Below are 9882 nucleotides of genomic sequence, written 5' to 3'. Positions count from 1 at the left end.
GCGTTGCTCATCATAAAGGATATTGCTTTTCATACATTTCATTCCCCCTCACCGATATTGTACCTTATTGCATATTGATGACTCCAATCCAATTAGGGGGCTTCAGAGTTTTGGCCCATTTCGTTAGAAAAGGCTGGAATTAACTGGAGGTTTTACAGCTAATGTTCGTCAGAGCTGAATATGTGAGAAAATAGCTGGAGTTTTTCCAGCTATTTTTTTGCGTTGTGTTGCGGAGAGGCAGTGATTAGCTAGTTGGAGATGGGAATGGCGTGGAGAGGTAATGAGGTGGGGTTGAAGTAGACAAAAAGGTAGGGATGGAGGTAATGAGGTGGTGGGTGAAGTAGACAAGAAGGTAGAGATGGAGGTTGTAACATGAAGCAATGAAATGTGAGACAAGGTTAAGTGGGCTGCAGTATGAAGTAGCGGAGTAGTCGGAAGTAGTAGTACCTCTACACAAGAAAAGAAGAACCTGAGGAAATCCTCAGGTTCTTTCTGGTTCTATGCTAGCTAGTTCAGGGGCGTTGAGCGTGCAGCCCTAATAGCAATTGCGGCATCTTTGGTTTGAGCGGTACGCTTTTGAACGAGATGGTATACCACCCCAATCAGCAGCCACGTTATGCCCATCCATATCGCATCCTTATCCAGCAACGACAGTAGATAGCCGATGAATCCGGCGCCTAGCAACGGAAGCACGAGATACAAGATCGTTTGCTTCGGCGAGCGTTGGCGTTCTTTCATATACTTTTGTGCGATGACAGATACGTTGACGAAGAAGAAGGCGGAAAGGGCGCCGAAATTGACGAATTTCACGGCATTATCCAAGGAGATCACGAGCGCGAGCAGCGAGACGACGCTAACGATCACAATGTTGATAACCGGTGTGCCCAACTTCGGATGAAGGAACGCAAACACTCGCTTCGGCAGCACGTTATCTCGACCCAACACGAACAGGAGACGTGACACGCTAGTTACGGATGATAATCCTTGCGTGAAGATCGCAAGAATCAAGACGGTGAAGAACACGGAACTTAATGCGGCGCCGCCTACCATTTTCACAATTTCAAAGCCTGCAGAATCAATGTGAACAAAAGTTAAATGCGGATACACGAGCTGTGTTAGGAATGATGGCACTAAGTAAAGAACGCTAGCCGTAATAATGATGATCATGATTGCGCGTGGAATGGTTTTCTCGGAATTGACCGTTTCTTCGGCCATCGTTGTCACTGTATCAAAGCCTAAGAATGAGAAACATATAATAGAAGCGCCAGCGAGAATGGTGGAGAAAGGTACATCCGTTTGCAGAAAAGGCTGAAGCGGGTGAATCTCACCAACACCGGATAAGTTGCGGAATAGAAAAAAGCAGAACACAGCAATAAAAATAATTTGAATCCAGACGAACAATTTGCTGATATTTGCAGAGAATTTGATACMAATGATATTAATGAGACCGAGGACGATGTTAAGCCCGATGATCCACACATAAGCAGGAATGGACGGGAACTGAGCATGCAGGTAAATGCCGAAGGTTAAGCACGCGATGATAGGGGAGAAGAAATAGTCCAGGAGCAAGACCCAGCCTACGAGAAAGCCTAGATAGGGATGGATGCTTTTTTTGGTGTAGGTGTAGGCGGAACCGGAAGTCGGAAAAACCTTAGACATCACGCCATAGCTGTACGCGGTGAAGAAGATCGCAATGAAAGCGAGGAGGTAAGCCTGCGTCAACATCCCATGGGCATTCTCATAAGCGATCCCATAGATGGAGAAATAAATCATAGGGGTCATCCAAGCGAGCCCCATATAAACAACTTGATACAAGCTTAGGGATTTACGTAGTGTGCCTTCAGTGGTCATAGCGATAACACTCCCTCATCAGTGGTTAATGTGAACACAGAAGAGGTTTGTATGCAAAAAAGCCAAGGCGATATCTAGGTTACAGATATCTCCCGGGCTTTTATCCCTCCGTGAACACAGTCCTTAGCTGTGCGTTTCCTCTTGGTCCAGACCGAGGTGGCAAGCCATCCCGCGGAACCCTAGAAAACTTTGTATGTGATGTTTCATTACTTATATGTAAGGATGTTAACCATTTTATTAATGATGTTAGATATTCGTTTTTTGTGTAAGTTAATATAACACACAATTAGGTTTATGAGAAGTATTTTATGCCAATTAACTAAAATGTATAGAAGTTATTGACACAAAACATCAACGATGTTATGTTTAGTAACATAAACGAATACGATTGTTTACTAGGGTTCCGCCGGTAACGTACCGGGCTGGTCCGAGAGTAAACCACTCTTGTGAAAGAGTGCCACGGAAGGATAAAAACCTGGGAGATATCACCAAGACAATGGGTCTTGTGATGTCTCCCTTTTTGTTTAAGCAAAAAGCGAAGGAGAGCGATAGCATGGGGAACATTTGGAGCAAGGAGATAGGGCCAGGAGGCAAATGGTCAGGGGTAATTGGCAAAGGAAAGTTGATTCGTTTGACTGCGCTGGAAGCAGGTGCGAATGTGTCGATTCAGTTGTACCACGCGAAGGATCTGACGGAGCGTTACAATATGCCGGATACGTTGAAGGCGCAGCATACGGCTCATCTGACTCGCGGGAATGTACTGATGAGCGATAATGGCCGTGCGATGGTGAGTATCGTGGAAGACAGCCTAGGGTGGCATGATCCACTTAGTGGATACACAAGCCGTGCAGTAACAGATGCCAAGTACGGAACGACGAATTATCAGGAGCTGCGCAATGATTGGCTGCGCAGCGGTCAAGAGAACTTTGCGGTTGAGCTGGTTCGTAATGGCCTGAGCATGCGGGATATGATGCCGGTGGTGAATTTATTTTCCAAAGTCGTCGTGGATGACAATGGGAACATGGGACTCAGCCTAGACCACTGCCCAGCAGGGGCCACAGTTACGTTAAGAACTGAGCTGGACACACTAGTCGTTCTGTCTAACACGCCGAACCCACTTGATCCAAGAGAGAACTACCCTTCGGTGCCAGTCAAAATCGAAGTGCTGGCCGCCACGCCTGTTATTGAAGATGATTTTTGCTTGAATTATCGCCCTGAGAATCGCCGAGCTTTTGAAAATACATGGGAATATCACACACTGCAAGGTTCTTAATAGAAACGATTACACAAAGGAGGCATGGGAGTATGGCAGTTTTTAATCGAGTAGAAAGCCCTCGTCTAGTGGAGGATGCGATTTATAGTGAAGTGATTCAAGCAGGAGATGGCTGGATGCGTGTCCTGAAGCCAGGGCAAGTGATGCGGATCGTGGATCTCGAAGGGAATCAAGCAGCAGACACGTTGTTCTATGATGCGGAAAATCCAGAGGATCACTACAGTGCGGTGGCGACGATCACAGGGCAAAGCAACATCTACTTGAGCACAGGTTCCATCCTGAGAGCTGAGTCAGGTAAGGAATTGTTGAAAATTGTAGCTGACACCTGCGGACGTCACGATACGGTCGGCGGCTCTTGTTCGGCACAAAGCAATACGGTGCGTTACTCGCACGATAAGCTGTCGATGCACAACTGTCGCGATACGTTCATGCTTCAATTGGCGGGACAGGAAGGCGTGTATACGAAACGGGATTTGGCTCCAAACATTAATTTCTTCATGAATGTACCCGTGACACCGGATGGCGGTTTGAAGTTCGATGATGGTGTATCCGCACCAGGCTGCTATGTCGAAATGCAGTCCATTGGCAGCACCATGGCACTGATCAGCAATTGTCCGCAGCTTAACAATCCATGTAATGCCTATAACCCGACACCGATTCAGGTGCTCATCTGGGAGAAATAAGAAACATACACATGAAGGAGTGGTTACGATGTTTACAAAAGTGCTAATTGCGAACCGTGGAGCAATCGCAGTGCGTATCGAGCGTACATTACGCAAACTGGGAGTTCAATCCGTGGCTGTATATACGGCAGCAGATCAAGATAGTTTACATGTGGATGGAGCCGATGAAGCGGTTCTGATTGGTGAGGGGCCAGCGAAGTCGAGTTACTTGAATACCGAGCTGATTCTCCAAACAGCGCTCGAAACCGGTGCGCAAGCGATCCATCCTGGTTATGGCTTCTTGAGTGAGAATGCGGATTTCGCCCGTGCTTGTCGCGAGCATGGCATTGTATTCATCGGACCGACTCCGGAGCAAATGGAGATGTTCGGACTAAAGCATTCCGCACGTGAAATTGCCGAACGTGCAGGTGTTCCAATGCTGCCAGGTACTCCGCTAATCACGGAGCTGGAAGAAGCTTTAACGGAAGCTGCGCGTATTGGCTACCCGGTTATTCTGAAAAGTACAGCGGGCGGCGGCGGTATAGGCATGCGCGTATGTGCAGATGAAGCGACATTGCGCTCTGCCTATGATGGCGTACGCCATTTGGCTGAAACGAATTTCAAAAACGGGGGCATGTTCCTCGAGAAATATATTGCCCGTGCTCGTCACGTTGAAGTGCAAATTTTCGGCAACTCCTTAGGTGAAGTAGTAACGCTCGGTGAGCGCGATTGCTCCATCCAACGCCGTAATCAGAAGGTCATAGAAGAAAGTCCTGCTCCGAACCTGTCGGATGAAGTGCGTGAGGCGATGTTTGCTTCGGCGAAACGTTTGGCTGCAGAAGTAGGTTACCGCAGTGCAGGCACGGTTGAGTATCTTTATGATCCAGAAACGTGTGAGTTTTACTTCTTGGAAGTGAACACACGTCTTCAAGTAGAACACGGTGTGACGGAGGAAGTACTCGGCATTGACCTCGTGGAGTGGATGGTGCGTGAAGCGGCATTGGAACTGGATGACCTACAATCCCTCATCCGCAAACCTGATGGCCACAGCATCCAAGCGCGGATTTACGCAGAGGATTGCTTGCAACAGTTCCGTCCAAGCGCTGGTCAGTTGGATCGCGCTGTTTTCTCTAGCGAAGCTCGTAATGAGACGTGGGTTCGCGATGGTCTAACGGTAACGACACTTTACGATCCGATGTTGGCTAAAATTATTGTTCACGGCAAAGACCGCTTAGACGCGATCCATAAATTAGTAGAAGCGCTGGCTGAAACGCGCATGTATGGGTTAACGACGAACTTGCAGTATGTGCGTGCGCTTTTGCAAGAAGAGGCTTGCCTCACAGGCAATGTCTACACACAATTGCTCAATACTTTTGAGCCTACAGAGCGCGCACTTGAAGTCGTTGATGGCGGCATTCAAACGACTGTGCAAGACTTCCCCGGCCGTATCCGCCATTGGGATGTAGGGGTTCCGCCTTGCGGACCGATGGATCCGTTATCGTTCCGTATCGGAAATAAATTGCTAGGCAATGCGGACGATGCGCCTGGTCTAGAAATGACCCTGCGTGGCGGCTCCTACAAGTTCCGCAGCGACATGTGGTTCTGCGTAACAGGTGCCGATATGCAAGCGGAGCTCGATGGGAAGACGGTTGCTACGTACCGTCCGGTGTTTGCATCCCAAGGGCAAGTGCTAAGCTTTGGCGAAGCCAAAGAAGGCATGCGCACGTATTTGCTCATCGGCGGCGGACTCGATATGCCGAAGCTTCTAGGCAGCTCATCCACGTTTACGTTGGGTGGCTTTGGTGGTCACGGCGGACGTGCGCTTCGCACGGGCGATGTGCTTGGTGTTAACGAAGGTGGAGAGAACCGTGTGCAAGACGTGTTTGAATTGGCTCTTGATCATCGCCCAGGGATGACACGTGAGTGGACGATTGGGGTCGTGCCTGGACCGCATTGTACCGGTGAGTTTTTGCGGACGGAGTATCTGGATCAACTGACAGAAACGAGTTGGGAAGTGCATTTTAACTCCTCGCGGACGGGGGTTCGTTTGAAAGGGCCTGCTCCGCTATGGACACGTGAAGATGGTGGGGAAGCTGGGCTTCATCCTTCCAATATTCATGACAATGCCTATGCAATTGGGACGCTCGACCTAACGGGTGATATGCCGATTCTGCTTGGTCCTGATGGGCCGAGTCTTGGCGGATTCGTGTGTCCAGTGACGACGGCATCGGCGGAGTTCTGGAAGCTGGGTCAATTACACCCTGGTGACTCGATCCGTTTCCACCTGCTGACGCTTCCTGAAGCTGAAGCCCTGCGTGATCTGCAAGAGAGCAACCTGCGTGCGATTGGCGAGGGGCATTTTGACCAGTTGGTGCATGTGCAGCTGCCTGCTGTAAATGAGGAGGTTACGCCAGAGTATCCACGACTTTTCCATGAAGTAGAGAACCGTCGCTTCCCAATCACGATCCGCTGCTGCGGAGACCAAAACTTACTCGTCGAATACGGGGAGCTAGAGCTGGATTTGCTGCTTCGCTTCCAAGTTCAGGCTTTAATGCAGGCGATTGTCGAAAGTGGCTCGATTCCCGTGTTGGATTTGACGCCAGGTATTCGCTCCTTGCAAATTCATATTGATCCATCGCAAATTACTGTGACTGAGGCGTGCTTGAAGGTCATTGAGATCGATGCTGCGCTGCCTCCATTAGAACAGTTCCGTGTGCCATCGCGTATCGTGCGTTTGCCATTGTCATGGGATGATCCAGCAACGCAACTTGCGATCGAGCGTTATCAGCAAGGCGTGCGCCCGGATGCACCTTGGTGCCCGAGTAATTTAGAATTCATTCAACGTATTAATGGATTAGACACCATAGATGAAGTAAAGAAAATAGTATATGAAGCGAACTACCTCGTACTCGGGTTAGGTGATGTGTATTTAGGGGCTCCTGTGGCAACGCCGGTTGATCCTCGTCATCGTCTAGTTACAACGAAATATAACCCAGCTCGTACATGGACACCAGAAAATGCCGTCGGTATCGGCGGAGCTTACATGTGTGTGTATGGGATGGAAGGTCCAGGCGGATATCAGTTCGTAGGACGTACCATTCAGATGTGGAATCGTCTGCGCTCAACGGAGAGTTTTCAGGCGGGTAAGCCTTGGTTGCTGAGATTTTTTGATCAAATTCAATTCTATGAAGTGAGTGCGGAAGAACTGCTGCAACTGCGTGAGGATTTCCCTCGCGGTCGTTATGAGGCGGACATTCAAGAGACGACGTTTGATTTAGGTGAATATCTACAATTCCTAAGTTCTATAGAAGAAACAACCGATACGTTCCGTACCCAGCAGCGTGATGCGTTCAAAGAAGAGCGTGAGAGCTGGAAAGCGAAGGGGTTAGCGGAATATGTCTCCGAGCAGGAGACAGGCAATGTTGCACCAGAGGATGAGTTGCCTGCAGGAACAATCGCGGTACGCGGTATTATGCCGGGCAGCGTTTGGAAAGTGTTGGTATCCCCTGGTGAGCAAGTGAAGAAAGGCGACCAACTGGCGATCCTTGAAAGTATGAAAATGGAGTTCCCTCAGCACGCACCTTGTGACGGTTTTGTTTCGATGATTGGCGTTAAGCCGGGCGATCAGGTGCATGCCGGACAATTAATTCTGGGTATTGCACAATCTGCATAAGGGAGAGGTAAAGGGGCTATGGGAGAGCGAATAGACGGAGAACGGATTAGTAGTGATGAGTTGGAAAAAGAATTAACGATTGCTTACTTGCGTGAAAAGTATGAAGCTGGCTCATTATCTCCACAGGAGGTCATGGCGACCATTGTAGAGCGTTCCATCGCGGATGCGGATATGAACATTTGGATTACGCCGCCGACGATGGACGCGATTCAGCCATACTTGGATCGCTTGTCATCTCTCTCGATGGCGGATGCACCTCTCTGGGGTATTCCTTTTGCGATCAAAGATAACATTGATCTAGCTGGAGTCCCGACGACCGCAGGCTGCGCAGAATATGCGTATACGCCGGATGAGCATGCGGGTGTCGTAGAGAGATTGATTGGGGCAGGCGCCATTCCTGTAGGCAAAAGCAATCTAGATCAGTTCGCGACGGGCTTAGTAGGCGCGCGCAGTCCTTACGGGGATGCGCATAACGCGCTGCGTCCTGAACTGATCAGCGGCGGCTCGAGCTCCGGCTCGGCAGTCAGTGTAGCCCGGGGCCAAGTGGTTTTCTCACTTGGTACAGATACAGCAGGCTCCGGCCGTGTGCCGGCAGCGCTGAATCGCCTAGTCGGCTATAAGCCGAGTCTCGGCGCATGGCCGACCCTTGGGGTCGTGCCAGCCTGTGCGAGCCTCGACTGCGTCACGGTCTTCGCGCATTCCCTCGCGGATGCGCTTGTCGTAGATAGCGTGGCACGCGGTATCCACGCGGAAGATCCTTGGTCCCGCAATGTTGTGCGGAAGCCAGTGGGACTGCCTGCTCGCGTGTTATTGCCAAGTGGCGAGCTAGGCTTCTACGGGCCTTACGCTGCGGAGTATCGCGCAGCGTGGCTATGCGCCGTTGAACAGGTGCGTGAGGTTGGTCGTCGTGAGGGTATTTTGATTGAAGAGATAGATGTTGAATTATTTGCGCGAGCTGCGGCGATATTATATGAAGGTCCATGGGTAGCTGAACGCTGGGCTGATATAGGACCATTTATTGAGGCGAATCCAGGTGTAGCATATCCGGTGACGGAAAAGATTTTGCGCTCGGGCGCAGCTGCCGAGTATGACGCGGCATCGGTATTTGTTGCGATGCATAAGCTTCAAGCTCTGAAGCTGGAGGTTCGCAAGTTGCTTCGCGATGCGGTACTAGTGATGCCGACCTGTGGAGGCACATGGACGCGTGAGCAAGTTCTTGCTGACCCAATCAGCACCAATCGTGATATGGGGCGCTACACGAACCATTGCAACCTGCTGGATCTGTGCGCAGTGGCTGTGCCAGCGGGCGATGCGGCGCCGCAGACGCCTTTTGGGATTACCCTCTTCGCTGTAGCGGAAGAGGAGGGGCTAATCTGCGGCACGGCGGAGTTGTTCCTTGCAAACGATGAGCAAGATGTGGCGAAGGCGGAGGTTGCTGCGAGTGTGAGCGCGGAGGCGAGTTCGAGTGCAAGTGCGGGGAGCGACGCTGCTGCGCAAACGACGCTCGTGGCGGTTTGCGGGCTGCACATGCGTGGCTACCCGCTGGAGAAACAGATGCAAGGCTGCGGAGCGCGGTTCATCCGAGAGGATGAATCCGCGGCGAAGTACAGCCTTGTGAAGCTGCCGACATCCCCTGCGAAGCCGGGGATGATCAAGCAACAGCAGGGTGGCGCAGCCATCCTGCTGGAGATCTGGGAGATGCCGCTCGAGGCATTCGGCGGCTTTGCGGCAGCGATCCCGGCTCCGCTCGGGATCGGCAAGGTTGAGCTCCGGGACGGCACGGAAGTCCCGGGCTTTGTTTGTGAAGCTTACGCGGCCGAAGGCGCGGAAGATGTTACAGCGTTGCGTAGTTGGCGCAACGTGGTGCCTTTGTAATTGACGGCGAAAAGGAACGAGCGGAGAGCTCCCCCCCCTTTTTTTTTAGATGCGAATTTCAGGTTCGTTTAAGGTCGCGAGTCTATACTATGTCTTAACCCCCTTTATTATATATAAATGCTAGACACCTGTAGCTTGTTGCTGCAGGTTCTTTTTTTGAATATAAAACAATTCAAAACAATGGCAATAATGGAACTATTCCAAAGGGGTTGTAATTGATTTCTAGGCATGGTACATTAGTCCTCGTTGTTCTGAAGCAGGCAAACACAAATGATGCGAAATGAACTTCTCGACATCGACACCAATCGAAAAAAGAACTTGCATTGGTGAAACGATCTGTGGTATATTACATCTCGCTGCTCCGGTAACACGACAGCGTACGAAAGAATAATTGATCTTTGAAAACTGAACAACGAGTGAGTAAGCACAGTCGAGTAATCGACTATAAAAGAGATTGCAAAATCTCGCTAGCTTCAAATGAGCAAGTCAGCTTTCAGATATACGGACGAGCCAAATGAGCAAGTCAGCTTTCAGATATACGGACGAGC

5 protein-coding genes and 2 riboswitches are annotated in these 9882 nt (G+C 50.3%); of the genes, 4 read left to right on the top strand and 1 reads right to left on the bottom strand.

All coding sequences use genetic code 11. The features are described 5' to 3' along the window. Positions 1-507: 507 nt before the first annotated feature. On the bottom strand, positions 508-1851 hold the full coding sequence (locus tag AB4114_RS35050) for an APC family permease (RefSeq protein ID WP_441992559.1): 1344 nt from the start codon (positions 1849-1851) through the stop codon (positions 508-510). Between the two features lie 87 nt (positions 1852-1938). Further along, positions 1939-2045, bottom strand: a riboswitch (guanidine-I (ykkC/yxkD leader). A 190-nt stretch (positions 2046-2235) separates the two neighbouring features. Beyond that, positions 2236-2335: riboswitch (guanidine-I (ykkC/yxkD leader) on the top strand. A 69-nt stretch (positions 2336-2404) separates the two neighbouring features. Between AB4114_RS35050 and AB4114_RS35045 the strand changes: the two genes are divergently transcribed. Genes AB4114_RS35045 through atzF form a run of 4 tightly spaced genes read left to right on the top strand, consistent with a single transcriptional unit; the run spans position 2405 to position 9334 of the window. Then, positions 2405-3124: an urea amidolyase associated protein UAAP1 gene (locus AB4114_RS35045; RefSeq protein WP_441992558.1), complete on the top strand. Its 720-nt coding sequence runs from the start codon at positions 2405-2407 to the stop codon at positions 3122-3124. A 32-nt stretch (positions 3125-3156) separates the two neighbouring features. Then, positions 3157-3807: an urea amidolyase associated protein UAAP2 gene (locus tag AB4114_RS35040; protein ID WP_441992557.1), complete on the top strand. Its 651-nt coding sequence runs from the start codon at positions 3157-3159 to the stop codon at positions 3805-3807. Between the two features lie 28 nt (positions 3808-3835). Beyond that, complete coding sequence (gene uca / locus AB4114_RS35035) at positions 3836-7459, top strand: urea carboxylase (protein WP_441992556.1); 3624 nt, start codon at positions 3836-3838, stop codon at positions 7457-7459. Positions 7460-7477: 18 nt separating this feature from the next. Beyond that, on the top strand, positions 7478-9334 hold the full coding sequence (atzF, locus tag AB4114_RS35030) for an allophanate hydrolase (RefSeq protein WP_441992555.1): 1857 nt from the start codon (positions 7478-7480) through the stop codon (positions 9332-9334). Positions 9335-9882: the final 548 nt, after the last annotated feature.

Source organism: Paenibacillus sp. 2RAB27 (genome assembly GCF_052115445.1).
Lineage (GTDB): Bacteria > Bacillota > Bacilli > Paenibacillales > NBRC-103111 > Paenibacillus_E.
The sequence above is the reverse complement of the archived record's forward strand: the minus strand, read 5'-3'. Positions and strand labels throughout refer to the sequence as shown.